General features: G+C 63.4%; 22 protein-coding genes. 11 read left to right on the top strand and 11 right to left on the bottom strand.

What is annotated here, in order from left to right:
* Positions 1–22: 22 nt before the first annotated feature.
* Entirely contained in the window at positions 23–1,408 is a 1,386-nt protein-coding gene (locus GL284_RS16020) for a GntP family permease (protein ID WP_155045653.1), read from the bottom strand.
* A 139-nt stretch (positions 1,409–1,547) separates the two neighbouring features.
* On the opposite strand from GL284_RS16020, the gene purB reads away from it, so the two are divergent.
* Entirely contained in the window at positions 1,548–2,864 is a 1,317-nt protein-coding gene (purB, locus tag GL284_RS16015; protein ID WP_155045652.1) for an adenylosuccinate lyase, read from the top strand.
* 60 nt (positions 2,865–2,924) lie between these two features.
* Positions 2,925–3,965 carry a flagellar motor switch protein FliG gene (locus GL284_RS16010; protein ID WP_155045651.1) on the top strand — a complete coding sequence of 347 codons (1,041 nt, stop codon included), beginning with the start codon at positions 2,925–2,927 and terminating at the stop codon, positions 3,963–3,965.
* 677 nt (positions 3,966–4,642) lie between these two features.
* Here the strand turns inward: GL284_RS16010 and GL284_RS16005 are convergent.
* Both GL284_RS16005 and GL284_RS16000 read right to left on the bottom strand, forming a co-directional pair.
* On the bottom strand, positions 4,643–4,897 hold the full coding sequence (locus GL284_RS16005; protein WP_155045650.1) for a hypothetical protein: 255 nt from the start codon (positions 4,895–4,897) through the stop codon (positions 4,643–4,645).
* 74 nt (positions 4,898–4,971) lie between these two features.
* A complete protein-coding gene (locus GL284_RS16000; protein WP_155045649.1) occupies positions 4,972–5,739 on the bottom strand; it encodes an SDR family oxidoreductase in 768 nt (255 codons plus the stop codon).
* Between the two features lie 107 nt (positions 5,740–5,846).
* Between GL284_RS16000 and GL284_RS15995 the strand changes: the two genes are divergently transcribed.
* Positions 5,847–6,884 (top strand): lysine-2,3-aminomutase-like protein, encoded by a 1,038-nt coding sequence (locus GL284_RS15995; RefSeq protein ID WP_230383112.1) that lies wholly within the window; start codon positions 5,847–5,849, stop codon positions 6,882–6,884.
* 90 nt (positions 6,885–6,974) lie between these two features.
* On the opposite strand, the gene GL284_RS15990 is transcribed toward GL284_RS15995, so the two are convergent.
* From GL284_RS15990 to GL284_RS15960, 7 genes are all read right to left on the bottom strand, one after another.
* Entirely contained in the window at positions 6,975–7,814 is an 840-nt protein-coding gene (locus GL284_RS15990; protein ID WP_155045648.1) for an ATP-binding cassette domain-containing protein, read from the bottom strand.
* Positions 7,811–8,653, bottom strand: coding sequence for an ABC transporter ATP-binding protein (locus GL284_RS15985; protein ID WP_155045647.1), 843 nt, complete (start codon positions 8,651–8,653; stop codon positions 7,811–7,813). Before GL284_RS15985 ends, GL284_RS15990 begins: the two co-directional genes overlap by 4 nt.
* A 4-nt stretch (positions 8,654–8,657) precedes the next feature.
* The gene (locus GL284_RS15980; protein ID WP_155045646.1) at positions 8,658–9,560 is read right to left on the bottom strand and encodes an ABC transporter permease subunit; all 903 of its coding nucleotides are present in this window, start codon (positions 9,558–9,560) and stop codon (positions 8,658–8,660) included.
* On the bottom strand, positions 9,557–10,564 hold the full coding sequence (locus GL284_RS15975; RefSeq protein ID WP_155045645.1) for an ABC transporter permease subunit: 1,008 nt from the start codon (positions 10,562–10,564) through the stop codon (positions 9,557–9,559). Before GL284_RS15975 ends, GL284_RS15980 begins: the two co-directional genes overlap by 4 nt.
* 73 nt (positions 10,565–10,637) lie before the next feature.
* Positions 10,638–12,242: an ABC transporter substrate-binding protein gene (locus tag GL284_RS15970; protein ID WP_155045644.1), complete on the bottom strand. Its 1,605-nt coding sequence runs from the start codon at positions 12,240–12,242 to the stop codon at positions 10,638–10,640.
* Between the two features lie 366 nt (positions 12,243–12,608).
* Positions 12,609–14,444, bottom strand: coding sequence for a dihydroxy-acid dehydratase (gene ilvD / locus GL284_RS15965; RefSeq protein WP_155045643.1), 1,836 nt, complete (start codon positions 14,442–14,444; stop codon positions 12,609–12,611).
* 94 nt (positions 14,445–14,538) lie between these two features.
* Positions 14,539–15,336 (bottom strand): DUF72 domain-containing protein, encoded by a 798-nt coding sequence (locus GL284_RS15960; protein WP_155045642.1) that lies wholly within the window; start codon positions 15,334–15,336, stop codon positions 14,539–14,541.
* A 35-nt stretch (positions 15,337–15,371) separates the two neighbouring features.
* Here GL284_RS15960 and GL284_RS15955 point away from each other — a divergent pair, with 35 nt between their 5' ends.
* The 4 genes from GL284_RS15955 to gap all read left to right on the top strand — a co-directional run bounded on the left by GL284_RS15955 (position 15,372) and on the right by gap (position 19,748).
* Entirely contained in the window at positions 15,372–15,533 is a 162-nt protein-coding gene (locus GL284_RS15955) for a hypothetical protein (protein WP_155045641.1), read from the top strand.
* A gap of 294 nt (positions 15,534–15,827) precedes the next feature.
* Positions 15,828–18,377, top strand: a complete 2,550-nt coding sequence (locus GL284_RS15950) for a family 16 glycosylhydrolase (protein ID WP_155045640.1) — start codon at positions 15,828–15,830, stop codon at positions 18,375–18,377.
* A 71-nt stretch (positions 18,378–18,448) separates the two neighbouring features.
* Positions 18,449–18,592 (top strand): hypothetical protein, encoded by a 144-nt coding sequence (locus tag GL284_RS21345; RefSeq protein ID WP_196216790.1) that lies wholly within the window; start codon positions 18,449–18,451, stop codon positions 18,590–18,592.
* A gap of 154 nt (positions 18,593–18,746) precedes the next feature.
* Positions 18,747–19,748 carry a type I glyceraldehyde-3-phosphate dehydrogenase gene (gap, locus tag GL284_RS15945; RefSeq protein WP_155045639.1) on the top strand — a complete coding sequence of 334 codons (1,002 nt, stop codon included), beginning with the start codon at positions 18,747–18,749 and terminating at the stop codon, positions 19,746–19,748.
* 95 nt (positions 19,749–19,843) lie between these two features.
* Here the strand turns inward: gap and GL284_RS15940 are convergent, their stop codons facing one another.
* Positions 19,844–20,146 (bottom strand): antibiotic ABC transporter, encoded by a 303-nt coding sequence (locus GL284_RS15940; protein WP_230383113.1) that lies wholly within the window; start codon positions 20,144–20,146, stop codon positions 19,844–19,846.
* A 135-nt stretch (positions 20,147–20,281) separates the two neighbouring features.
* On the opposite strand from GL284_RS15940, the gene pyrC reads away from it, so the two are divergent.
* The 4 genes from pyrC (at position 20,282) to GL284_RS15920 (ending at position 24,080) form a co-directional block, all read left to right on the top strand.
* Positions 20,282–21,325, top strand: a complete 1,044-nt coding sequence (pyrC, locus tag GL284_RS15935; RefSeq protein ID WP_155045637.1) for a dihydroorotase — start codon at positions 20,282–20,284, stop codon at positions 21,323–21,325.
* Positions 21,322–21,993 carry an orotate phosphoribosyltransferase gene (locus GL284_RS15930; protein WP_155045636.1) on the top strand — a complete coding sequence of 224 codons (672 nt, stop codon included), beginning with the start codon at positions 21,322–21,324 and terminating at the stop codon, positions 21,991–21,993. The genes pyrC and GL284_RS15930 overlap by 4 nt, the downstream gene beginning before the upstream one ends.
* Before the next feature lie 228 nt (positions 21,994–22,221).
* The gene (locus GL284_RS15925) at positions 22,222–23,721 is read left to right on the top strand and encodes a replicative DNA helicase (RefSeq protein ID WP_155045635.1); all 1,500 of its coding nucleotides are present in this window, start codon (positions 22,222–22,224) and stop codon (positions 23,719–23,721) included.
* Entirely contained in the window at positions 23,718–24,080 is a 363-nt protein-coding gene (locus GL284_RS15920; RefSeq protein WP_155045634.1) for a DMT family protein, read from the top strand. The genes GL284_RS15925 and GL284_RS15920 overlap by 4 nt, the downstream gene beginning before the upstream one ends.
* Positions 24,081–24,118: the final 38 nt, after the last annotated feature.

Below are 24,118 nucleotides of genomic sequence, written 5' to 3'. Positions count from 1 at the left end.
CTCCTCAGGATGTTTCTTCTTCTCAGCCCAGCAGCGCGCCAAGCAGGATCACCACGACCGTCGCAAAGACCGGGATCGCCACCGCGACCACGAAGATGTCGCTATAGCTTTTGCGATGCGTCATGCCGGTGATCGCCAGCAGCGTGATGACCGCGCCGTTATGCGGCAGCGCGTCGAACCCGCCCGAGGACAGCGATGCCACACGGTGCAGCAGCCCCGGATCAATGCCCTGCTCGCGGCCCATCTGTGCGAATTGCTCGCCCAGCGTGTTCAGCGCGATGGACAGCCCGCCCGAGGCCGATCCCGTGATCCCCGCCAGCGCGTTGACCGCGACCGCGAGCGACGCAACCGGGTTTTGCGGAAACAGCCCCAGCACCGCATCGCGGATGATGGCAAAGGCCGGAAGCGAGGCGATGACCGCGCCATAGCCCACCTCGGACGCGGTGTTGAAGATCGGCAGCAAAGACCCCATCGTGCCGGCGTTCACCGTCTCTTTGGCATCGGCAAAGCGGCTCCAGTTCAGGGCCAGCGTCATCACGATGGCGATGGTCAGCGAAATGATGATCGCCCACAGACCCGCCAGACTGGAGAGGCTGGTTCCGCCATATTCCGGACGTTGCAGGTAGCTGGCATCCATGCGCGGCAGGATCAGATAGGTGAAGATCGCATTCAGCACGATCACCGCGACCACCGGCGCGATGGCCACGGCAAAGCTGGGCAGCCCCGCCTCATCGCTGAATGAGCTGTCGGCACTGGTCGGCTTGTGCTGACCATAGCCTTCGGTCCGGGCGGCGGCGGCGGCGGCGCGGCGGTTCAGCCACAGCGTGCCGCCGACCATCATGATCATCCCCGCCAGCGTGCCCAGCAGCGGTGCTGCAAAGACATTGGTGCCGAAGAACGGGATCGGGATGGCGTTCTGGATCGCGGGCGTGCCGGGAAAGGCCGTCATCGTGAAGGTGAACGACCCCAGCGCGATGGCCGCGGGCAGCAGACGCTTGGGGATGTCGGCGCGTTTGAACAGCGCATTCGCGATGGGATAGATGGCAAAGGCCACCACGAACAGCGACACGCCGCCATAGGTCAGCACGCCGCAGGCCAGAACCACGGCCAGAATGGCACGCTCGGCGCCGACCTTGGCGACGATTCCCTCGGCAATGGCGCGGGCGGCGCCGCCATCCGCCATCAGCTTGCCAAAGATCGCCCCCAGCAGGAACAGCGGAAAATAGGTGATGACATAGCCGCCAAGCGCCGGCATGAACACCTGCGTATATGTGGCGACGATGGGCAGATCGCCCTGCATGACCACGGCCAGCAAGGCCAGTATCGGTGCAAGGATCAGGACGTTGATGCCGCGATAGGCCAGATACATCAGCAGACCCAGCGACAGGACTATTCCAGCGAATCCCATGGTTCCTCCTCCTGGAAATCGTTTTCAATGTGCAGACTGCAGCCTCTTGCCCCAAGGTCAATGGTGACGCTGCAGTCGCAGCAAAACTTGCGGGCCGGGGCCGGTCTGGGTATTGACCCCCAAACCCAAGGAGTTTCCGATGATCCCGCGCTATTCCCGCCCCGAAATGGTTGCCATCTGGTCGCCCGAGACGAAGTTCAAGATCTGGTATGAGATCGAGGCCTATGCCTGCGATGCGCAGGCCGATCTGGGCGTGATCCCGCGCGAAAACGCCGAAGCGGTGTGGAAGGCGCGCGATGTGGAATTCGACGTGGCGCGGATCGATGAGATCGAGGCCGTGACCAAGCATGACGTGATCGCCTTCCTCACGCATCTGGCCGAACATATCGGCAGCGATCAGGCGCGCTTCGTGCATCAGGGCATGACCAGTTCAGACGTGCTGGACACCACGCTGAACGTGCAGCTTGTGCGCGCCGCCGACATCCTGCTGGCTGATATGGACCGGCTGCTGGCCGCGCTGAAGACGCGCGCCTATGAACACAAGGACACCGTCCGCATCGGCCGCAGCCATGGCATCCATGCCGAGCCGACCACGATGGGCCTGACCTTCGCGCGCTTCTATGCCGAGATGGACCGCAACCGCACCCGTCTGGCCGCGGCACGCGAAGAGGTCGCGACCGGCGCGATTTCCGGCGCGGTCGGCACCTTCGCCAATATCGACCCCGCGGTCGAGGAACATGTCTGCGCCAAGCTGGGTCTGCGCCCGGAACAGATCAGCACGCAGGTCATTCCCCGCGACCGGCACGCGATGTTCTTCGCCACGCTGGGCGTCATCGCCAGCTCCATCGAGAACGTCGCCATCGAGATCCGCCACATGCAGCGCACCGAAGTGCTTGAGGCCGAAGAATTCTTCAGCCCCGGCCAAAAGGGCTCGTCGGCGATGCCGCACAAGCGCAACCCGGTCCTGACCGAGAACCTGACCGGCCTTGCCCGGCTGGTCCGCATGGCGGTCGTCCCCGCGATGGAGAACGTGGCCTTGTGGCACGAACGCGACATCAGCCATTCCTCGGTCGAACGCGGCATCGGGCCCGACACCACGATCACGCTGGACTTTGCGCTGAACCGTCTGGCGGGCGTCATCGAAAAGCTGGTCGTCTATCCGGAAAACATGCTGAAGAACATGAACAAGTTCAAAGGGCTGGTCATGTCACAGCGGGTTTTGCTGGCGCTGACGCAGGCCGGCGTCTCGCGTGAGGATGCCTACCGTCTGGTGCAGCGCAACGCCATGAAGGTCTGGGAACAGGGCGCGGATTTCAAGACCGAGCTTCTGGCCGATGCCGAAGTGACCGCCGCGCTGTCGCCCGCCCAGATCGAGGAAAAGTTTGATCTTGGGTATCACACCAAGCATGTCGACACGATTTTCGCGCGGGTTTTCGGCGAAAACGGCGCGCATTAACCGCCTGTTCTCCTTTTGCTGGCAGATTGCCCCCGAAGAGACGGATTCGGGGGCTTTCTCATGTCGATGGCCGCATTGCCAGCACCACACCTGACGGCCCGCCAAAAGGCCGCCATCATCGTCCGGCAGGTGCTGGCCGAAGGCGGCGACATGGATCTGGCGCAATTGCCGCCCGCCTTGCAGGCGGAACTGGCGCAGGAAATGGCGCTGATGGGCCTGATCGACCGGGACACGCGCAATGCCGTGATCGACGAATTCTGCGACAAGCTGGAAGCCGTGGGCCTCAGCTTTCCGGGCAGCATCGATGGCACGCTGGATCTTCTGGACGGGCATCTGTCGCCCGACACCTCGGACCGGTTGCGGCGGATGGCAGCGCTGAACGGGACGGGCGATCCCTGGGACCGGATCGCGGCGCTGTCCACGCATCTGCTGGCCGAACTGGCCCGCACCGAAGCGGTCGAGATTGCGGCCGTGATGTTTTCCAAACTGCCCGTGCCCCGCGCGGCCGAGGTTTTTGCCCTGCTGGACCCGGAACGCGCGCGCCAGATCGCCTATGCCATGTCGCTGACCGGCATGATCGAAGCCCCGGCCCTGCGCCGCATCGGGCAGGCGCTGATCCAGGCCGCCGATGCCGTGCCGCGTTCCGCGATCGAAGGCAAGGCGGTGGACAAGGTGGGCGCGATCCTGAACTTTTCGCCCTCGGCCACGCGCGACACGGTGCTGGCGGGTCTGGACGACGACGATGCAGGCTTCGCGGGCGAGGTGCGCAAGACGATCTTTACCTTCGCCCATATCGCCAGCCGGATCGACCCGCGCGACATCGCCCGCCTGACCCGCGAGGTCGAAGGCGCGGTGATGATCAAGGCGCTGGCTGGGGCCAAGGGCGCCAATCAGGCAACGGCGGATTTCCTGCTGGGGGGGCTGTCCTCGCGTCTGGCGGAATCCATGCGCGAAGAGATGGAGGCCTTGGGCAAGGTCTCGGGCAAGGATGCCGAGGACGCGATGGATCAGGTCGTCGCCGCGATCCGCCGGATGGAGGCGGCGGGCGAACTGGTGATGATCGCGCCCGACCCCGACGAGGAAGGCGCGACCGCGGCATAGGCAGAGAAAGCGGATTAAGCCCGGCAAGGCGTGCGGCTTAGTCGTTGTTCGGTACCGCCATGCGCCGCGCTCAGCAAAGCCAGCGCAAGGATCGCTGAGTTATGACAACCCGACGGGGTGATGCCCAGAGGGAAACAACGCGGGGGCAACCGGCAGTGTGCTGCAGACCCCGCACCTGTCGCATAACCGCTTGCGGTTTGAGGATGGCCAGATGGATGAAGCGCTTCGTCCCATCCCATGCACGAAGACTAGATCATCTGCGGATGGGGCGCTGCGATCAGGTCGCCCCTTGGCTACGGCATCGCACGCAGGCCGGGGCAAGGGCGCGTTTCCCGCCCCTGCCCCTGACGCGATCAATCGTCGCCGTCGTAATCCTGATCTTCGCCACCCTCCCGGTCATACACGCGCCAGCGGACCGGATGGCGGCCGTCGTCACCTGACCAACCATCCTTTGATTGCGTCATTACCCCCAGGCTGAAGCAAGGACGCTTTTCCCGACCCTGCCCCTGACGCCATCAATCATCGTCGTCGTCATCCTGATCGTCGTCACCCTCCCGGTCATGCCCGCGCCAGCGGACCGGATGGCGGTGGTCGTCACCCGACCAACCATCCTTTAGTTGCGTCATTACCCGCAGGCCGGGGCAAGGGCGCCTTTTCTGCCCCTGCGCCTGACGCCATCAATCATCGTCGTTGTCATCCTGATCGTGGTCACCCTCCCGGTCATGCCCGCGCCAGCGGACCGGATGGCGGCGGTCGTCGTCGTCATCCGACCAGCGATAGTGCGGCGGATAGCCCCAACCCGGCAGCCCGTGCAGGAACAGGCGCTGGATTGCCTGATCGTCGCTGCGATACCGCCTGTCGTCGTCATCTGCCATGGCCAGCCCCGGCAGCGCCATGACCGCCGTGGCCAGCAAGATGCGAAATCCCGTCATCTGTCATCTCCTCCGTTCGCAACGCAGCACCTGTCGGCTGCGATGGGATTACGGCGGGATCCGGGGTTTATTCCCTAAAGCACCGCAGCGATGCCGCCATCGGCCATGATCAGCTGGCCGTTGACATAGTTCGACGCGTCCGAGGCCAGAAAGATCGCGACCCCGGCCAGCTCCTCGGGTTTGCCCCAGCGCCGCATCGGCACGCGGTTTTTGACCCAGGCGTCGAATTCGGGATTTTTCACCAGCGCCTCGTTCATGTCGGTCAGCATGTAGCCGGGGCCGATGGTGTTGGTCTGGATACCCAGCTCGCCCCATTCCGCCGCCATGGCGCGGGTCAGCATCTTGATGCCGCCCTTGGCCGCCGTATAGGGACCGATGGTCGCGCGTGCCAGCTCCGAGGTCAGCGAGCCGATATTGATGATCTTGCCGCGCCCGCGTTCGGCCATGCGCCGCGCCGCCTCGCGCCCGATCACGAAGGCCGAGGTCAGATCCGCCTCGATCACGCGCCGCCAGTCTGCGGTCGCCAGTTCCATCATCGGCTGACGGTGCTGGATGCCGGCATTGTTGACAAGAATGTCGATCTGAATGCCGTCCTGATCCAGCTTCTGGAATGCTGCAAGCACCGCGGCCTCATCCGTGACATCGAAGGCGGCGGTCAGCACGTCGAAACCTGCGGCGCGCATGTCGGCCTCGGCCTCGGCCAGCCGGTCCGGGCTGACGCCGTTCAGCACCACGCGGGCCCCCGAGGCGGCCAGACCTTCGGCCATGGCCCGACCCAGACCGCGGGATGACCCGGTGACCAAGGCGGTGCGGCCCGACAGATCGAAAAGTTTGATGCTCATGCAGCTTTCTCCTTCTCTTGCTGCGGTCAATGTATACATTGCGGGCGAACGCGCCATTGCAAAACGCGCGAAGGCGGCAGATAAGTCCGGGCCTGCCGGATCTGATGATGACCATGCCAAACCGCCCCCGCCCGCTGACCACCGTGCCCGATCTGATCGGCGCCGGTCTGGCTGCAGCTGGCGATCCCCGGCTGGAGGCGGTGGCGCGCGAATTCCGCATCCGCATCACCCCCAACATGCAAAGCACCGCCCCCGGCATTGCCGCGCAATTCGTCCCCGATGCGCGCGAGCTGGTGACGCGCCCCGAGGAACTGACGGACCCCATCGGCGATGACGCGCACAGCCCGGTGCCGGGGCTGACCCATCGCTATCCCGACCGGGTCATCTTGCACATCACCAAGACCTGCGAGGTCTATTGCCGCTTCTGTTTCCGGCGCGAAACCGTGGGCGATGACGGCACGCTGCCGCCCGCGCATCTGGAGGCCGCGCTGGCCTATATCGCGGATCACCCGGCCATTCACGAGGTCATCCTGACGGGCGGCGATCCGCTGGTGCTGTCGGCGCGCCGCATCGGCGTGCTGATGGACCGGCTGGCGGCGATCCCGCATCTGGATATCGCGCGGTTCCATACCCGCGTGCCTGTCGTTGCGCCGGGGCGGATCGACGCGCCCCTGATCCGGGCGCTGCGGCCGGGACGGCTGGCCGTCTGGGTGGTGGTGCATACGAACCATGCCGATGAGTTGACGCCCGAGGCCATTGCGGCACTGGCGCGGCTGGCGGATGCCGGCATTCCTTTGCTGTCACAGACCGTGTTGCTGCGCGGGGTGAATGCGGATGCGGGCACGCTGGCCGATCTGTTCCGCGCCCTGATCCGCAACCGGGTAAAGCCCTATTACTTGCACCACTGCGATCTGGCGCGCGGCACCGGGCATTTCCGCACCACCATCGCCGAGGGTCTGGCGATCATGCAGCATCTACGCGGGCGGATTTCCGGGACATGCCTGCCGACCTATGTGCTGGATCTGCCGGGCGGGCATGGCAAGGTGGCTTTGGGACCGAGCCATGTCGAGGAGCTGAGCCCCGGCCATTACCGCATCCGCGATTGGCAGGGCGGGCTGCACATGTATCGCGATCCCGCCGCGTGACGAAAGCCGGGGGCTTTGCCCCCGGACCCCCAGAGTATTTTCAGAACAGAGAAACCCGGACGCGCCATTACCTGCGCGTCCGCAAGGCCGTCAGGCGGTGGCGCGCATGGCACGGCGGCGGGCGACGCGTTCGCGGATCGCCTGCACATCGGTGATAGGAGTCGCCGCGAAAAGCTCGCGGGTATAGGGATGGGTCGGGTTGGCGAAGACCGCCTCGCGCGTGCCTTGTTCCACCGCCTCGCCCTTGTGCATCACCAGCACGTCATCGGCGATGTAGCGCACCACCGACAGGTCGTGGCTGATGAACACATAGGCGAGGTTGAATTCCTCTTGCAGGTCGGCGAGCAGGTTCAGCACCTGCGCCTGCACCGAGAGATCCAGCGCCGAGACGGGTTCGTCCAGCACCAGAAGCGTCGGTTTCAGCATCAGCGCGCGGGCGATGGCGATGCGCTGGCGCTGGCCGCCCGAGAACATATGCGGGTAGCGGTTGAAGACCTCGACCGGCAGGCCGACCTTGACCAGCATCTCCTCGGCCCGGCGGCGGCGCTCGGCGGCGGGGGTGTCGGTGTTCAGCGCCAGAGGCTCCATCAGCACGTCGCCGATCTTCTGGCGCGGATTGAGTGAGCCATAGGGGTTCTGAAATACCATCTGCACCTTCGAGCGCATCTCGCGCGTCAGGCGCTGGCTGGCGATATCGACGGGCTGGCCTTCTATGCGCAGTTCCCCGCCCGAGGCCGGGTCGATCAGCGCAACGATGCGGGCCAGCGTCGATTTGCCCGAGCCGGATTCGCCGACGATGGCCAGCGTCTTGCCGCGTTCCACCGCGAAGCTGATGCCGTTCACAGCACGCACGGTTCTGGTCTTGCGCGTCAGCGAACCGGGCACGAGATAGTCGCGCGTCAGGGCGCGGCCTTCGACAATGGCGGTCATGGCGTCACCTCGGGTTCCACCATGAAGCTGGAGACGGTCGGCAGCCGGTCGCCGGTGGCGTTTTCCGGCAGCGCCGACAGCAGCGCCTTGGTATAGGGGTGCTTGGGCGCCTCGAACAGCGACAGCACGTCGGCCTCTTCCATCTTCTTGCCCTTGTATTGCACCTGCACGCGGTCGGCGGTTTCGGCCACCACGCCCATGTCATGCGTGATCAGGATCAGCGCCATGCCGGTCTGTTCCTGCAGCGTCATCAGCAGATCAAGGATCTGCTTCTGGATCGTCACATCCAGCGCCGTCGTCGGTTCATCCGCGATCAGCAGCCGCGGCCCGGTGGCGATGGCCATGGCGATCATCACCCGCTGGCACTGCCCGCCCGACATCTGATGCGGATAGGATTTCAGCTTTTCTTCCGGATCGGGAATGCCGACCTGCTGGAACAGTTCCAGCGCGCGAGCGCGGGCGGCGCGTTTCGAAAGACCCGCATTATAGCGCAGCACCTCTTCGATCTGATAGCCGGTGGTAAAGGACGGGTTCAGCGAGGCGATGGGTTCCTGAAAGATCATCGTGATCTCGCGCCCGATGATCTTGCGGCGGTCGCGCGCGCTCATGGTCAGCAGGTTCTGGCCGTCGAAGGTCATCTCGTCGGCCGTCACCGTGGCGGTGTCGGGCAAAAGCCCCATCGCCGCCAGCATCGACACCGACTTGCCCGAGCCGGATTCGCCGACGATGGCCAGCACCTCGCCCTTGTCCACGCGCACGTCGATGCCGTCGACGGCGGTGAAGCTGCCGGTCGAGGTGGCAAAGCGCACGGTCAGATTGCGGATGGTCAGAATGGACATGGCCTCAGCTCCGCTTCAGTTTCGGGTCAAGCGCGTCGCGCAGACCGTCGCCCATCAGGTTGATCGCCAGAACCGAGATCAGGATGGCAAGGCCCGGGAAGGTCACGACCCACCAGGCGCGCAGGATGAATTCGCGTGCCTCGGCCAGCATTGTGCCCCATTCCGACGCGGGCGGCTGTGCGCCCATGCCCAGAAAGCCCAGTGCGGCGCTGTCCAGAACCGCGCTGGAGAATGACAGCGTGGCCTGCACGATCAGCGGCGCAAGGCAGTTGGGCAGGATCGTCTTGAACATCAGGCGCAGGTTCGACGCGCCCGCCACCTTGGCGGCGGTGACGTATTCGCGGGCCTTTTCCGACATGACGGCGGCGCGGGTCAGCCGGGCGAAATGCGGCTGATAGACGATGGCGATGGCGATCATCGCATTGGTCAGGCCGGGGCCGAGGATCGCCACCAGCACCAGCGCCAGCAGCAGCGACGGAAAAGCCAGAATGACATCCATCACGCGCATGATGACGGTATCGACCCAGCCGCCGAAAAACCCGGCGATCAGCCCGATGATGATGCCGCCGGTCAGCGCGATGGCAACGACGACAATGCCGATGAACAGCGAATATTGCGCGCCATAGATCAGCCGCGACAGCATGTCCCGGCCCACCGCATCGGTGCCAAGGATGAAGCCCGCGCGCCCGCCCTCGTCCCAGATGGGCGGCAGCAGCAGCGCGTCGCGATATTGCTGGGTCGGGTCATGCGGCGCGATGACCGAGGCGAACAGCGCCGTCAGCACCAGCAGGACAAAGACCACCAGCCCGGCGACGGCGCCGCGGTTCTGGCTGAAATAGAACCAGAATTCGCGCAGCATCCGCCCGCGCATGGCCGAGTTCGAGATTTTGACAGTTGTATCGGTCATTTGTGGCGGATCCTCGGGTTGATAAGACCATAGGTCAGGTCCACGATCAGATTGACGATCATCACGATGCCCGCGATCAGCAGCAGGCCGGATTGCACCACCGGATAGTCGCGGCGGCTGATGGAATCGATCATCCATTTGCCGATGCCGGGCCAGCTGAAGATCGTCTCGGTCAGGATGGCGCCGGCCATCAGCGTGCCGATCTGCAGGCCGATGGTGGTGATGACGGGGATCATCGCATTGCGCAGCGCATGGACGCCGACGACGCGGCGCATCGGCAGACCCTTGGCCTTGGCGGTGCGGACGTAATCCTCGCCCATCACCTCAAGCATGGCGGAACGGGTCTGGCGGGCGATGACCGCCAGCGGGATCGTCGCCAGCACGATGGCGGGCAGGATCAGGTGGCTGACGGCCGAGGTGAAGGCACCCGCCTGCCCCGAAATCAGGCTGTCGATCAGCATGAAGCCGGTCACCGGCGGGAAGAAATACATCAGGCCGATGCGGCCGGACACCGGCGTCCAGCCCAGCGTGCCGGAAAAGAAGATGATCAGCAGCAGGCCCCACCAGAAGATCGGCATGGAAAAGCCCACCAGCGCGCCGGTCATCGAAATCTGGTCGAACCACGAGCCGCGCTTGATCGCGGCGATGACACCCACGGGCACGCCGATCAGCGTGGCGATGATGATGGCCACCAGCGCCAGTTCGACCGTTGCCGGGAACAGCGCCAGAAACTCGGTCAGGACGGGCTTTTTCGTGACGATGGAATTGCCCAGATCGCCCTGCAGCAGATTGCCCAGATAGGTCAGATATTGCTGCCAGATCGGCTGGTCATAGCCAAGCTGCGCCGAAATCTGGGCGTAACGCTCGGGCGAGACGCCGCGTTCGCCCGCCATCAGCAGCACCGGATCGCCCGGCAACAGCCGGATGAAACCAAAGGCCACCATCGTGATCCCCAGCGCCGTCGGGATCAGATAAAGAAGTTTTGCAAGGATGAATCTCAGCATCAGTCCCTAAGCCTCAAGGGCCGTGCGAGGGGATGCCCCCGCACGGCCGCACGAGTTGGAGATCGGAACGGCCTTACTCGGCCAGATCCACGGTATCGAAGGCGTAATCGCCCAGCGGCGATTGCACGAAGCCGGTGACGTTCTTGGCCATCGGCACATATTGCGTCGAATGGGCAAGCGTGGCCCACGGCGCCTGATCCTTGAAGATCACCTGCGCCTGTTCATAAAGCTTGGTGCGCTCGGCCTGATCCGAGGTGGTCTTGGCCTTGGCCAGCAGCTCCGAGAATTCCTCGTTGCACCAGAAGGCACGGTTCGCACCGCCCTCTTTCGCGGCCGCGCAGGACAGAAGCACGGTCAGGAAGTTGTCCGGGTCGCCATTGTCGCCGGTCCAGCCCAGAATGACGGCGCCCTTGCGGCCTTCCTCCATCGACTTCTTCAGGTATTCGCCCCATTCATAGCTGACGATTTCCACGTTCACGCCGACTTTCGACATGTCGCTTTGGATCATCTCGGCGGTGCGGCGGGCGTTGGGCATATAGGGGCGCTGCACCGGCATGGCCCAGACTTCCATCGTCAGGCCCGACACACCTGCGGCCTCCAGCGCGGCCTTGGCGGCTTCGGGGTCGTATTTGTCGTCCTCGATGGCGTCGTTATAGGACCACATGGTCGGCGGGATCGGGTTCTTGGCGACCTCGGCATCGCCCTGATAGACGGCATCGACAATGGCTTTCTTGTCGATGGCCATGTTCAGCGCGCGGCGCACCTCGGGCTTGTCGAAGGGCGCGACGGTGGTGTTATAGGCCAGATAACCGACGTTCAGACCGGCCTGTTCGTCCAGTTTCAGGTTCGGGTCGTTGCGGATATCGGCGATATCTGCGGGCGAGGGATAGGGCATCAGGTGGCATTCGCCCGCCTTCAGCTTTTGCAGACGCACCGAGGCATCGGGGGTGATGGCAAAGATCAGATCGTCGATCTTGGGCGCTTCGCCCCAGTAATCGGCGTTCTTCTGATAGCGGATCACCGCGTCCTTCTGATAGGCCACGAACTTGAACGGGCCGGTGCCGATGGGGGCGTTGTTCAGGTCTTCCTTGGTGCCTGCGGCGTCCAGCGTGTCGGCATATTCCTTGGACAGGATCGACACGAAGGGCATCGCCACGTTGGCCAGGAACGGCGCTTCCGGCTGGTTCAGCGTGAATTTCACGGTGGTGTCGTCGACCTTCTCGATGGACTTGATCAGCTTGTCCATCTCCATCGACGAATAATATTCATAGGTGATCCCGGCGATATACTGGTGCCACGGATCATCGGCGCTGGCCTGACGGTTGAAGGTGAAGATCACGTCATCGGCGTTGAAATCGCGCGATGGGGTGAACTTGTCGTTCGAGTGGAACTTGACACCGGGGCGCAGGTGGAAGGTGTATTCCAGCCCGTCCTCCGACACATCCCAGCTTTCGGCCAGACCCGGCTCGATTTCGGTGGTGCCGGGCTTGAACTGCACAAGGCGGTTATAGATCGCATGCCCCGAGGCATCGAAGGTCGTGCCCGAGGTATAGGGCGCCGGATCGAAGCCTTCGGGCGAACCTTCCGAGCAATAGACAAAGGTCTTGGCGCTCAGCGGCGTGGCCGCTGCCAAGGCCAGCGCCGAGACGGCCAGGAAACGGGTAGAGAAGATCGACATATTGCCTCCCATGTCGCGTTTTTGTTTTTCGATCTGCCGATGCAAACGAAACTACAGTTCAGGTCAAGACCCCTGCCCTATCAGGATGGCCATTTGCCAAGATGACGCAACGGAATCTGTCAGACTGACTTACAGTTTCGTCAATCCGTCACCCCGCGGCGGATTATCATTCCCCAGTCTTCCGGCTCGCAGCGAACCGTTTCCCGGAATCCATCCAAATTGCAAAATAGCTGCCCGGCTGGCTGCGGTCTGTCCTGATGAAAGCGTCTGCCTTGGCAATGCGGCTGTCAACAGCGGCGCGTGGTCCGGACACAAAAAAGGCCCGCACCTTTCGGGCGGGCCTTGATGGGCAAAAGGACCGGACGCTTATTCCGGCAGGATGCGCACCGCGCCCTTGTCGGCGGATGCGGCAAAGGCGGCATAGGCCTTCAGCGCGGTCGTGACATTGCGCTTGCGCGGCTGCGCCGGTTTCCAGCCCAGCCGGTTCTGCTCAGTGCGGCGGGCGTCCAGTTCAGCCTCGGGGACGGCAAGGTTGATGGTGCGGTTCGGGATGTCGATCTCGATGATGTCGCCATCGCGCACCAGACCGATCAGCCCGCCCTGCGCCGCCTCGGGCGAGGCATGGCCGATGGACAGGCCCGACGTGCCGCCCGAGAACCGCCCATCCGTCACCAGCGCGCAGGATTTGCCCAAGCCCTTGGATTTCAGATAGCTGGTCGGATACAGCATCTCTTGCATCCCCGGCCCGCCTTTCGGCCCCTCATAGCGGATGACGACCACATCGCCGGCCTTGACCTTGTTGCCCAGAATGCCGCTGACCGCCGCATCCTGACTTTCATAGACCACGGCGGGGCCGGTGAATTTCAGGATCGATTCATCCACGCCCGCCGTCTTCACGATGCAGCCGTCCAGCGCGATATTGCCTTTCAGCACCGCCAGACCGCCATCGGCGGTAAAGGGCGAATTGACCGAGCGGATGACCCCGTTCTGGCGGTCCAGATCCAGCGTCTCCCACCGGGCGTCCTGACTGAAGGCGGTCTGCGTCGGAATGCCGCCGGGCGCGGCGCGAAAGAAATTGTGGACGGTTTCGCTGTCCGTGCGCGAGATGTCCCAGCGGTCGATGGCATCGCCCAGCGTCGGCGCATGGACGGTGGGCGTGTCGCGATGGATCAGCCCGCCGCGTTCCAGCTGGCCAAGGATCGCCATGATGCCGCCGGCGCGGTGCACGTCCTCCATATGCACGTCCTGCTTGGCGGGCGCGACCTTGGACAGGCAGGGCACATTGCGCGACAGCTTGTCGATATCGGTCAGGTCGAAGTCGATCCCGCCCTCATAGGCGGCGGCAAGGATATGCAGCACGGTATTCGTGGACCCGCCCATGGCGATGTCCAGCGACATGGCATTTTCAAACGCCTTCTTGTTGGCCACATTGCGCGGCAGCACCGACATGTCGTCCTGTTCGTAATGGCGGCGGGTGATGTCGACGATCAGATGCCCGGCCTCGATGAACAGCCGCTTGCGGTCGGCATGGGTCGCAAGGGTCGAGCCATTGCCCGGCAGCGACAGGCCCAGCGCCTCGGTCAGGCAGTTCATCGAATTGGCGGTGAACATGCCCGAACACGACCCACAGGTCGGACAGGCCGAGCGTTCAATGACCTTCACGTCCTCGTCGGACACGCTGTCATCGGCGGCGGCGACCATGGCATCGACCAGATCCAGCGCATGGGTCTTGCCGTTCAGCACGACCTTGCCCGCCTCCATCGGTCCGCCCGACACGAAGACCGACGGAATGTTCAGCCGCATGGCCGCGTTCAACATGCCGGGGGTGATCTTGTCGCAATTGCTGATGCAGACCATCGCATCGGCGCAATGCGCATTGACCATATATTCCACGCTGTCGCAGATCACCTCGCGCGAGGGCAGCGAATACAGCATCCCGTCATGGCCCATGGCGATGCCGTCATCGACCGCGATGGTGTTGAATTCCTTGGCGACGCCGCCCGCCGCCTCGATCTCGCGCGCGACAAGCTGGCCCAGATCCTTCAGATGGACATGGCCGGGCACGAATTGCGTGAACGAGTTGACGACGGCGATGATGGGCTTGCCGAAATCGCCGTCCTTCATGCCGGTCGCACGCCAGAGGCCACGGGCCCCTGCCATGTTCCGTCCATGCGTGGTCGTGCGAGAGCGATAGGCTGGCATTTTGCTAATTCCCGTATCGAGCTTGGACCGCAGCGGGTCCATCGGATTTGACAGGACTATACCCATGCAGCCTGCGATTCCAGTGCAAGCTGGGTCAGTCCTTCTGACCCAGCAGGTCGATCAGCGCCATGGCCGCCTGCGGGTTTCGCTCTTTCGCGCCGCTGATGACATACAGAAACACATCGCGCGGCAATTCGGGCGCGGGACTGCCGCAATAATGCAGCCCGTCCGGACTGCCGCCATCCGCCCATTGCCGGGCGCGGTCGGCCCATTGTTCCAGCGCCTTTCTGGAATAGCCCTGCGGGCGCTTGGCCTCGGTTCCCATGATCCGGGCATAGATGAACCCGGCGGTCGGATCGGCGATCTGCGGAAATTCGCCATCACCCGCGACGACGATCGCCACGCCATGGTCGCGGCACAGATCGACGAATTGCGGCACGCGGAAACTGTCATGGCGCACCTCGACCGCGTGGCGCAGCGCAAGGCCGCCCGCCTCGGCCGGCAGAAGCTTCAGGAAGGCCGCGAAATCTGCCGCGTCGAATTTCTTCGTGGCCATGAACTGCCAGTTGATCGGCCCCAGCTTGTCGCCCAGCAGCACGACGCCGCTGTCGAAAAACCGCGAGATGCTTTCGCCCGCCTCGGCCAGGACCTTGCGGTTCGTGGCAAAGCGCGGGGCTTTCAGGGAAAAGACGAAATCGGCGGGCGTCTCATCATGCCATTTGCGAAAGCTGTCGGGCTTTTGTGAGCCGTAATAGGTGCTGTTGATCTCGATGCTGGTCAGCTGGCGGCTGGCATGTTGCAGCTCTCGCTTCTGGGCCAGCCCCTCGGGATAGAAGACGCCGCGCCATGGTTCATAGGTCCAGCCGCCGATGCCTATGCGTGTATTGCCCATCCCGCTTTCTCCGCTGAAGCGCATGAAGCCGGAGCATGACAGAGACCACCGCCAAGGCAAGGCGCGGCATGATTACCATCCGCCACAATATGCGCTTGAGCTTTTGGGTTCACCCCAACGGCATCGTGCTGGCCGGTGGCAGAGGTGCGGCAACGGCGAAAAGCGGCCGCCAAGGGAAGGATACGCTGGCGGACTAGCTGGTCGGCAATGACAGAACACCTGTTGATCTCTCGGCCCCATCAGGGCCCGGTCATCGCGCCGGGTCCTTGTCTTGCCAATGCGCAATTCCTGGCCAATTCGCGATGCAATTGCCGTCAGGCCCGCGTGACTTCGGTTTTTTCGCAGTCAGCGACCACGGAACAGGCAGAAGGGGCCCCGGTCTTGCGCGGCTTTTTGCGAACGCGATATTTTAGTTTTACAATTTCAGGTTGTTTTGCTTGCATGATTCAAGGGCGGCACCGTTGCCCCATTCCAGCGCAAGAGCCATACCCATGCCCGATCTGTCCCGCTATGAGCTTGTGTTTCGCGACGATTTCGACAGCCCCGACCTGAACGCCTATCGCGGTGGCAAGGGGCTTTGGTCAACCTCGTCCCGGCGCGACGACATCATGACCAACGGCCCGCAATCGGTGTTTCTTTCCGATGCCACCACGACCGAAGACGGGCGCAAGGTCGGTATCGACCCGCTGACGATCTCGGATGGCAAGCTGAACATCGGATCGGGGGTCATTCCCGATCACAAGCGCGATCTGGTGGACAGCGCGCTGGCCAATGTCGGCCGAGAAGGCGATGCGCAGAATGTCAGGTATTATACCGGCATGGTCTCGACCGCCGATACATGGGCGCAGGCCTATGGCTATTATGAAATCACCGCCGAGATCCCGGTGGGCAACGGCCATTGGCCCGCCTTCTGGCTGGCCCCGGCAGGCACGGGATGGCCGCCCGAAATCGACATCTTCGAGGCTTATGGCCAAAGCGTGGGCGACCGGAACACGCCGCCGGGCGGGCGCTTCACGGTCGCGTCCTTCTTTGACAGATACGATCTGGACGGCAACCCGACGCAATCCGTCGATGTGACCAACCCCTATGATCTGGACGAAAACGGCAACCCCGCCGCGCCGATCGTGCGCCAGCAGCAGGGCGGCACGCAATACATGTTCCGCGACACCGTGGATGTGGAACGGGAATTCGGCGGCAACCTGCATGACGGGGCGTGGACATGGGCCGTCGAATGGACGCCCGACTATATCGCCTTCTATTTCGGGCGCGACCGCGGGTCGCTGGTCGAGGTGTTCCGCACCCCCACGCCCCAGGACCTGACCACGCCGATGTATACCATCATCAACGACCAGATCAGCTCGACCTGGGGCTGGAACCCCGAAGCGGGGCTGGACCATCTGACCTTTGCCGATGGCAATGAATTCAGCATCGAGTCGGTGTCGGTCTATGCCATGCGGCCCGACAGGCAGATCACGGCACAGGGCGTCGGCGCGACCATCATCGACGATGCGCGCGGTGCAAGCATCACCGGCTCGGTCGGGGATGACATCATCGTCACGGGTGGCGGCGCGGGACAGGATTTCATCGACCTGAACGGCGGCAGCGATATCGTGCATGTCATGCGCGGCACGGGAAATGCCATTCTGTCGGGCTTTGGCGCGGATGATCATATCGTGCTGGAGGGCTTCAATCTTGACGGCGCGCAGGACGCTCTGGCGCGGCTGACACAGGTCGGCAACGATGTCTGGCTGTCGAACGGCGCCTATCCCGCCGATCCGCAGACCGTGATTTTCCGCGACACCCGCGTCGCGGATTTCCGGTCCGAGCAATTCGTCATCCGCTGGTCGGAAACGCCCGATGTCTGGTCCAGCCTTGCCGTGGACGACCGCTGGCTGACCGATACCGACCGCGACGGGCGCGTCACCGCCCATGCCGATGGCAGCCGGCTGTCGGACGGGCTGGCCAATCATCCGGGCGGGGTGACATTGCAGGGCGGGGTCAGCGGCGATCAGCATTACGTCTATCGCCCGAATACTGTGGTGCGCGAGGCGGCGGGCGGCGGGGTCGATACCGTTTACACCTCGCGCAGTCACGTTCTGGCCGCGCATGTGGAAAACCTGATCGCGCTGCCCGGCGCGCAAAACGCCACCCTGACCGGAAATGACGGCGACAACCGGATCCAGGGCAATGCCCATGCCAACACGCTGGCGGGTGGCAGGGGCGCGGATCTGATCGTCAGTCTGGGTGATGACCGCATCCTGCACCAGTTCGGCGACGGGCATGACGTGGTGCTGGGTTTTGATGGCCATGACACGCTGCAGCTGCGCGGCTATGCCATCGACGACCTTGAGGATCTGCGCGCAAGGCTGGTGCAGGATGGCGGTGACGTGCGGCTTGATCTGGGACAGGGCGACAGCATCACGTTTCGCGATACGGCGCTGTCGGTGTTCGATGCCGACAGTTTCGACATTCTGCGCGGCGACAATGCCTTTGGGGCCAGCGCGCCCGATCCGTTCACCCGCCCCTCGACCGAGGTTGCGGGCACGGTCGGCGGACCCGGTCCGCAGCAACCCGAGCCCCAGCCGCCTCCGGCGCCGCACATCCTGAACGGCACGAAATGGCGCGACACGCTGGACGGCAGCGATCAGGACGACCTGATCCGGGGCCGCAATGGCGATGACGTGCTGCGCGGCCATGCCGGCAACGACCGGCTGCTGGGCGGGCACGGAACAAACCGCATGGATGGCGGCAGCGGCAATGACACGCTGAATTCGCAAGGGCGCGGCGACACAATGTTCGGCGGCGCGGGCGACGACCTGTTCTATATCGGCCGCCACTCGACCGATGCACGGATCATGGATTTCGCCGCGGGCGACCGGCTGGACATCTCGCGCTTTACCGGCGGGCCACAGGACGTGCTGCTGACGCGCCATGGCGGCTGGACGGCGGTCGCGGTCGCGGATGGCGACGGCTGGAGCGAGCTTTTGCGGGTGCGGGGCGTGACCCCGGCGGAACTGTCGGACTGGCTGATCACCGGCTAGGGCGGCTGCCCCTTGCCCTGCGCCTGTGGCTGGCCTAGCACATCGACGACGCAACCTGCGGGACCGACCTGATGACCAATCGCATCGCCCTTGTGCTGGGCCTGATGATCGTCGCGCTGTTTCTGGCCGATGCCGTCTTCATGTCGGGACAGTTGCCCGTGTTTCTGGGCAAAGAGATGGCCTCGCTGATCGAGTATCTCAGCTTCTGGCGCTAACGGCCCAGAACCACCGGGCCACCGCCCGCAACTGTCGGCGCTAACATTGAAAATTCCGGTTTTTTCCGGCAAATTCGTGCTTTTGGGGATTTGCATTCCCCCCGGAAATGCGGTCTACCCGACAGCGAAACTCATTCAGCGTCGGAGGAAAACCATGGCTGTCAAGGTTGCGATCAACGGCTTTGGCCGGATTGGACGGAACGTGCTGCGCGCCATCATCGAATCGGGCCGCACCGATATCGAGGTGGTGGCGATCAACGATCTGGGTCCGGTCGAAACCAACGCGCATCTGCTGCGCTACGATTCGGTGCATGGCCGCTTTCCGGCCAAGGTGACCGTGTCGGACGAATCCATCGACGTGGGCCGCGGCCCGATCAAGGTGACTGCGATCCGCAACCCGGCTGACCTGCCCTGGGGCGATATCGACGTCATCATGGAATGCACCGGCATCTTCACCTCGAAGGAAAAGGTGCAGCCGCACCTGTCGACCGGCGCGAAACGCGTGCTGATCTCGGCCCCCGGCGACAATGCCGACAAGACCATCGTGTTCGGCGTGAACGACAGCACGCTGACCAAGGACGATCTGGTCGTCTCGAACGCAAGCTGCACGACGAACTGCCTGTCGCCCGTGGCCAAGGTGCTGAACGATTCGATCGGCATCGCGCGCGGCTTCATGACCACGATCCACAGCTATACCGGCGACCAGCCGACGCTGGACACGATGCACAAAGATCTGTATCGCGCCCGCGCTGCCGCGCTGTCGATGATCCCGACCTCGACCGGCGCGGCCAAGGCCGTGGGTCTGGTGCTGCCCGAGCTGAAAGGCCGTCTGGACGGCGTGGCGATCCGCGTGCCGACGCCCAATGTCTCGGTCGTCGATCTGGTGTTCGAAGCAGCCCGCGACACCTCGGTCGCTGAAATCAACGCGGCAATCAAGGCCGCCGCCGATGGCCCGCTGAAAGGCATCCTTGGCTATACCGAGGAACCGCTGGTCTCCAGCGACTTCAACCACGACCCGCACAGCTCGGTCTTCCACATGGATCAAACCAAGGTGATGGAGGGCAAACTGTGCCGCATCCTGACCTGGTATGACAACGAATGGGGCTTCTCGAACCGCATGTCGGACACGGCGGTGGCGATGGGCAAGCTGATCTGATCAGCCGCCCCCTTGCAAAGACACGAACGCGCCCCGAATCGGGGCGCGTTTCGCATTGCGGGCGACATGATTGCCGCTGACCTGGCTGGGCCAGATCACCTTTTGCGCGTCAGCCGCTTCACATTGGCCTTGGTGCGTTTCCGATATGGCCGCAGCGCCGCCGACATGACCTGATCGGCCCGCGCCCCGCGCCCGGCTGCATGCAACGCGGCAAACATCGCCTCGGTCGCCGCATCGGCTTTTTCCATAACCATTCGCGTGGGTTCGGTCACGTCCTGCTGGACCATGCCCATCATCCCTGCGGTCCGCAGCACAATGATCATCTGCGCTTCCCATGCCATTCTGGCCATTTGCTGCCACAGCACGAAAGGCGCTTGTGCGGCTCTGACGTCGAACATCGCGTACCCCATCACAAACTCCGATTATCACAAGCTAAGAATAACTGCACCCGAAGCGCCTGGTTGCCAAGCCATCCTTTGGCACAATTGCCGACGGCTATTTCCATGCCCACGCGCGCAGTATAGAGGAAAACCATGACGAAATCCGTAACGCTTCGACGCCCCGACGATTGGCACCTGCATCTGCGCGATGGCGAGATGCTGGCCGCAGTTGCTGCATATTCCGGTCATTTCGGCCGTGCGATCATCATGCCCAATCTGGTGCCGCCGGTCGTCACCGGCGCGCAGGCGGCGGCGTATCGCGACCGGATTCTGGCGGTTCTGCCGGAAAATGTGACGCTGCGTCCACTTATGACGCTGTATCTGACCGAAACCACCGATGTCTCGGATCTGGTCAATGCGCATCGCGATGGAATCATCTCGGCAGTCAAGCTTTACCCGGCAGGCGCGACGACGAACTCGGCCTCGGGGGTGCGGGATTTCGACAAGGTGCGCGGCGTGCTTGAGGCGATGGCCGACGCGGGCATCCCGCTGTGCATGCATGGCGAAGTGACCGACCCCGAGGTCGATATCTTCGACCGCGAGGCCGTGTTCATCGACCGCGTGCTGGACCCGATCCGCCGCGCGACGCCCGGGCTGCGTGTGGTCATGGAACACATCACCACCTCGAACGGCGTCGATTACGTCAGCAGCCAGGACAATATCGGCGCGACAATCACCACGCATCATCTGGTCATCAATCGCAATCACATCCTCGTGGGCGGCATCCGGCCACATTATTACTGCCTGCCGGTGGCGAAACGCGAAAGCCACCGCCTTGCGCTGCGCCGCGCCGCGACCTCGGGCGATCCGCGCTTCTTTCTGGGCACCGACTCGGCACCGCATCCCGACACGGCCAAAGAAAGCGCCTGCGGCTGCGCGGGCTGCTTCACCGCGCCGAATACCATGTCGATCCTTGCACAGGTCTTTGAAGACGAAGGCGCGCTGGACAGGCTCGAAGGCTTCACCTCGCTCAACGGCCCGGCCTTCTACCGCCTGCCGGTGAACGAGGACATGATCCGTCTGGTCAAGCGCGACACGCCTGCGACCTATCCCAGCCATATCGACGCCGGCCGCGAAACCGTCACCGTCTTCGATCCCGGCTTCCCCCTTCTTTGGCATGTCGAGGATCCCGCATGACCCTGCCCTTCCCCCCGGCCGATGAAATCGCCCGCCTGACGGCCCGGATGCTTCTGGAAATCGAGGCCGTGCATTTCAACGCGGCCGAGCCCTTCACCTATGCCTCCGGCCTGAAGGGCCCGACCTATATCGACTGCCGCAAGCTGATCTCTTATCCCCGCATCCGCTCGACGCTGATGGATTTCCTGTCGGCCACCGTGCTGCGCGACGCGGGCTTCGATGCCTTCGACAATATCGCGGGCGGCGAAACCGCGGGCATCCCCTTTGCCGCACTGGTCGCCGAACGGCTAGAACTGCCAATGACCTATGTGCGCAAAAAGCCCAAGGGTTATGGACGTAATGCCCGTATCGAAGGCGCCATGACCGAAGGCCAGCGCGTCCTGCTGGTCGAGGATCTGACCACCGATGGCGGCTCGAAACTCAGCTTCGTCGATGCGATCCGCGACACCGGCGCCACCTGCGGCCACACGGCGGTTATCTTCTATTACGGGATTTTCCCCGAAACGACGCAGCGCCTTGCCGATCACGGCGTGAAACTGCATCACCTCTGCACCTGGTGGGACGTGCTGGCCGAAGCAAAGGCGCAGGGCTTTTACGACGAAGCCACCCTGTCCGAGGTGGAAAGCTTCCTGACCGACCCGCGCGCCTGGCAAGCCGCGCATCCCTGAAAAACCCGACCCGCTTGCGGCGACGCCGTATGAGTATTTGTTGAACAGAGAAACCACGCCGCAATGCGCTGGCGTTTCTTCGTTCTTCAAATACTCATGCGACAGCGATCACAGGCGGTGGCGGGCGGATTTTCTCTCCACAGCTTATCCACAGGATATCCAGATGGACCCAAGCGGCCAGAAGGTGGATAAGAGCCTTCTGTCCAAACCATCCGGGAGCTTTCGGTGATGAGCGAGCTGCGCGCCGTCGAAATCAGGAAACCCAGCGAAATCGCCGAGGCCGCGGCCGCGCAGGCCGTTCCCTTTTCGATCGAGGCCGAGCAGCAGCTTCTGGGCGCGCTTCTGACGAATAACGAGGTCTATGACCACGTGTCGCGCGTCATTCAGGGCAAGCATTTCTACGACCCCGTGCATCGCCGCATCTATGAAATCTGCGTCGAACGCATTGCCAAGAACGCGCTGGCCAGTCCGGTGACGATCAAGGCCTATATGGAAAACGACGCGGGGCTGAAGGAACTGGGCGGCCCGGCATATCTGGCGCGCCTGGCGGGGGCGGCGATCTCGTCCCATGCGGCGCGCGATTATGCCCAGATGATCCGCGAATTCGCCATGCGCCGCGAGCTGATCCAGCTTGGGCAGGATATCTCGTCGCGGGCGCAGACGGTGACCGTCAGCGACAGCGCAGAAGACCAGATCAAGGAAGCCGAGCAGACGCTTTACAAGCTGGGCGAACAGGGCGTGGCCGAACGCGGCTTCCAAAGCTTTCTTGCTGCCGTCAGCGGCGCGCTGAATGCGGCCAATGCCGCCTTCAGCCGGGGCGGCGGGCTTTCGGGGATTTCCTCGGGGCTGATCGATCTTGACGGCAAGATGGGCGGTCTGAACCGTTCGGACCTGATCATTCTGGCCGGGCGTCCCTCGATGGGCAAGACCTCGCTGGCAACCAACATCGCCTTCAACGTCGCCAAGGTGCACAAGATGGGCGAAATGCCCGATGGCAGTCAGGGCAGCGTCGCGGGCGGCGTCGTGGGCTTTTTCAGCCTCGAGATGTCGGCCGAACAGCTTGCCGCGCGGATCCTGTCGGAAGCCGCCGAAGTGCCCAGCGAATCCATCCGCCGCGGCGACATGACCGAAGATGAGTTCCGCCGCTTCGTGAAGGCCGCGCATGATCTGCAGAACTGCCCGCTTTACATCGACGACACGCCCGCCTTGCCGATCAACCAATTGGCCGCCCGCGCCCGCAAGCTGAAACGCACGATGGGGCTGGATCTGCTGATCGTCGACTATCTGCAGCTTCTGCGCGCGGCTTCGGCCAAGGACAGCCGCGTCAACGAGGTCTCCGAGATCACGCAGGGTCTGAAAGCCGTCGCCAAAGAGCTGGACATTCCCGTCATCGCCCTGTCGCAGCTGTCGCGCGCCGTCGAAAGCCGCGAGGACAAGCGCCCGCAACTGTCAGATCTGCGCGAATCCGGCTCGATCGAGCAGGACGCCGATATCGTGATGTTCGTGTTCCGCGAGGAATATTACCGCGAACGCGAAAAGCCCGCCGATCATGAGCTGGACAAGATGGCGACATGGCAGCAGATCATGGAATCCTGCCACGGCAAGGCCGAGGTCATCATCGGCAAGCAGCGCCACGGCCCCATCGGCACGGTCGAGCTGTCCTTCGAGGGCCGATTCACCCGCTTCGGCAATCTTGAAAAGCACCGCAGTTGGGACCGGCAGGAATGACCCTGCCGGTTCCGGTCCTGACCATCGGGCTGCTGATCGCCTCGAACATCTTCATGACCTTTGCCTGGTATGGCCATCTGAAGTTCAAGGCCGCGCCACTGGTGACGGTGGTTCTGGTCAGCTGGGGCATCGCCTTTTTCGAATATCTGCTGCAGGTGCCGGCCAACCGCATCGGTTACGGCCATTTCAGCGCGGCCCAGTTGAAGACCATCCAAGAGGTCATCAGCCTTTCGGTCTTTGTGCTGTTTTCATGGCTCTATCTGGGCGAAAAGATCACCTGGAACGTCGCGCTTGGCTTTGCGCTGATCTGTCTGGGGGCGTTTTTCATCTTTCACCGCTTCGGCGGCAGCGGTTCCTGAACTACCATACAATAGCGATTGCCTTTGCCCGCAGGCCG

The sequence above is a fragment of the Paracoccus shanxieyensis genome (assembly GCF_009711265.1).
GTDB classification, from domain to species: domain Bacteria; phylum Pseudomonadota; class Alphaproteobacteria; order Rhodobacterales; family Rhodobacteraceae; genus Paracoccus; species Paracoccus shanxieyensis.
Note: the sequence above shows the minus strand (reverse complement) of the source record. Positions and strands in the feature narration are given on the sequence as shown.

What these genes read in the sequence shown, in the direction of transcription:
- gap (WP_155045639.1), top strand. Translation starts at nt 18,747, where the DNA reads ATGGCTGTCAAGGTTGCGATCAACGGCTTTGGCCGGATTGGACGGAAC.
- GL284_RS15955 (WP_155045641.1), top strand. Translation starts at nt 15,372, where the DNA reads ATGACAGAGACCACCGCCAAGGCAAGGCGCGGCATGATTACCATCCGC.
- GL284_RS15960 (WP_155045642.1), bottom strand. Translation starts at nt 15,336, where the DNA reads ATGGGCAATACACGCATAGGCATCGGCGGCTGGACCTATGAACCATGG.
- GL284_RS15970 (WP_155045644.1), bottom strand. Translation starts at nt 12,242, where the DNA reads ATGTCGATCTTCTCTACCCGTTTCCTGGCCGTCTCGGCGCTGGCCTTG.
- GL284_RS15980 (WP_155045646.1), bottom strand. Translation starts at nt 9,560, where the DNA reads ATGACCGATACAACTGTCAAAATCTCGAACTCGGCCATGCGCGGGCGG.
- GL284_RS15930 (WP_155045636.1), top strand. Translation starts at nt 21,322, where the DNA reads ATGACCCTGCCCTTCCCCCCGGCCGATGAAATCGCCCGCCTGACGGCC.
- GL284_RS21345 (WP_196216790.1), top strand. Translation starts at nt 18,449, where the DNA reads ATGACCAATCGCATCGCCCTTGTGCTGGGCCTGATGATCGTCGCGCTG.
- GL284_RS16000 (WP_155045649.1), bottom strand. Translation starts at nt 5,739, where the DNA reads ATGAGCATCAAACTTTTCGATCTGTCGGGCCGCACCGCCTTGGTCACC.
- GL284_RS15920 (WP_155045634.1), top strand. Translation starts at nt 23,718, where the DNA reads ATGACCCTGCCGGTTCCGGTCCTGACCATCGGGCTGCTGATCGCCTCG.
- GL284_RS15925 (WP_155045635.1), top strand. Translation starts at nt 22,222, where the DNA reads ATGAGCGAGCTGCGCGCCGTCGAAATCAGGAAACCCAGCGAAATCGCC.
- GL284_RS16020 (WP_155045653.1), bottom strand. Translation starts at nt 1,408, where the DNA reads ATGGGATTCGCTGGAATAGTCCTGTCGCTGGGTCTGCTGATGTATCTG.
- pyrC (WP_155045637.1), top strand. Translation starts at nt 20,282, where the DNA reads ATGACGAAATCCGTAACGCTTCGACGCCCCGACGATTGGCACCTGCAT.
- GL284_RS16005 (WP_155045650.1), bottom strand. Translation starts at nt 4,897, where the DNA reads ATGACGGGATTTCGCATCTTGCTGGCCACGGCGGTCATGGCGCTGCCG.
- GL284_RS15975 (WP_155045645.1), bottom strand. Translation starts at nt 10,564, where the DNA reads ATGCTGAGATTCATCCTTGCAAAACTTCTTTATCTGATCCCGACGGCG.
- GL284_RS15985 (WP_155045647.1), bottom strand. Translation starts at nt 8,653, where the DNA reads ATGTCCATTCTGACCATCCGCAATCTGACCGTGCGCTTTGCCACCTCG.
- purB (WP_155045652.1), top strand. Translation starts at nt 1,548, where the DNA reads ATGATCCCGCGCTATTCCCGCCCCGAAATGGTTGCCATCTGGTCGCCC.
- GL284_RS15940 (WP_230383113.1), bottom strand. Translation starts at nt 20,146, where the DNA reads ATGTTCGACGTCAGAGCCGCACAAGCGCCTTTCGTGCTGTGGCAGCAA.
- GL284_RS15995 (WP_230383112.1), top strand. Translation starts at nt 5,847, where the DNA reads ATGACCATGCCAAACCGCCCCCGCCCGCTGACCACCGTGCCCGATCTG.
- GL284_RS16010 (WP_155045651.1), top strand. Translation starts at nt 2,925, where the DNA reads ATGTCGATGGCCGCATTGCCAGCACCACACCTGACGGCCCGCCAAAAG.
- GL284_RS15990 (WP_155045648.1), bottom strand. Translation starts at nt 7,814, where the DNA reads ATGACCGCCATTGTCGAAGGCCGCGCCCTGACGCGCGACTATCTCGTG.
- ilvD (WP_155045643.1), bottom strand. Translation starts at nt 14,444, where the DNA reads ATGCCAGCCTATCGCTCTCGCACGACCACGCATGGACGGAACATGGCA.
- GL284_RS15950 (WP_155045640.1), top strand. Translation starts at nt 15,828, where the DNA reads ATGCCCGATCTGTCCCGCTATGAGCTTGTGTTTCGCGACGATTTCGAC.